The sequence below is a fragment of the Pseudoalteromonas sp. MTN2-4 genome (genome assembly GCF_042848605.1).
In the GTDB taxonomy this organism is placed as follows: domain Bacteria; phylum Pseudomonadota; class Gammaproteobacteria; order Enterobacterales; family Alteromonadaceae; genus Pseudoalteromonas.
The window spans coordinates 1-1,216 of record NZ_BTGK01000040.1 but is presented as its reverse complement, the minus strand read 5'-3'; the positions used below and the strand labels follow the sequence as shown (position 1 = coordinate 1,216).

At 34.8% G+C, this 1,216-nt stretch carries 2 protein-coding genes; both read left to right on the top strand.

The annotated features are described in order from the left end of the window. Positions 1-728 (top strand): hypothetical protein (locus ACGHEH_RS21600; RefSeq protein WP_390449818.1); only part of this gene is annotated, 728 nt, incomplete at its 5' end. Positions 729-839: 111 nt separating this feature from the next. Then, the gene (locus ACGHEH_RS21595; RefSeq protein WP_390449815.1) at positions 840-1,124 is read left to right on the top strand and encodes a hypothetical protein; all 285 of its coding nucleotides are present in this window, start codon (positions 840-842) and stop codon (positions 1,122-1,124) included. Positions 1,125-1,216: the final 92 nt, after the last annotated feature.

Sequence of the window (1,216 nt, the reverse complement as noted above, 5' to 3'; positions counted from 1 at the left end):
AACTCAATAAAGGTTTGGTGATGAACGTTAAGATATTCTTAATATTTCTTTTTACTTTAATTTCTAGTGGTTGCCAAATGACAACCAAAATCCCCAAAAATATAGGAAGTGAACGTTCATATGAACTTAGAAATGATGCTTATAAAAGAAAAGCATGCTGCGTAGAATTAAATGCTCTCAAACAGTCAGCCCTAAAAGACTCGCTGATTGTTAACATGGAGGAAAACGAAGAGCTTGTTCAAGTAAACTCAATTACGTCTCCTTATCATTTAATAAAACTAGAAGGGCAAGAGAATACTGAATATTTTTCAGTTAAAAGCTTTTACCTTGAGCATAAGTTTGCATTTATACCAATGGTTAGTGTCCTAGATTCAGATTTTAATATAATCAAACAAACTCACTTAGAATATATGCGGTATAAACACCAAGATTTAGTGTACGACGACTCTCATTTTTGGATGTACTTCAGTATCGATAAACAAAAATCACCAACAGCCCAATATATTCTCATTCACTCAGCTAGAGAATTAGGAACAAAAGTCGCAATTAATAGCGATTCTTATGGTGGTGCTCAAATGACTATGGTTGGTGAACAACCTATCGTTTATCATCAAAAAGCTACAGCGTTTAAAGTAAACCCAGTTGCTTCACCTTCGGGCGCAGTAGTTATTAAAAAGTTAGGTTCTTGGTCTAAGCCTGTTAATGATTGGGTAATTGAACAACTGTAGAGGTTGAGTTATAACAAAGCTGTAAACGTGGACAAATAACAGTTGGCTTTGTTCGTACCTCACAAATTTTAGCCAACTATTATTAGCCGGTTACAGCGGCGTTTGGTGACTATGGGTACTGAGATATTATCAATTTTCATTTTAGTTCCACTTGTTGTGGGCCTAATTGATTTGATAAAAATAGTAAAAAACAAAAATCGCAAAAAGCACGCGATTTTGCTGCTATCAGCTATTAGTTTAATTGGCTATTTTTCTCTAGATTCTTACTTTAGTGGCTATCACCCAATGCAAGGTGTCGTAATTGGTAGTCTGTTTTATATTCCTGGCTACTTAATTTTGTATGGCTTATTAACAGCCTACTTTAATAAAGTTAACCGTGTGCGAAACGTCACCTAACAAAGTAAATTAAAAGTACGGACAAAAAACAGTTGGCTTTTGTTCGTGCCTCACAAATTATAGCCAACTTTTTTTAGCCGTTTATTTGCGGC

Coding starts and splice junctions, on each gene's coding strand:
- ACGHEH_RS21595 (WP_390449815.1), top strand. CDS start 840: ATGGGTACTGAGATATTATCAATTTTCATTTTAGTTCCACTTGTTGTG.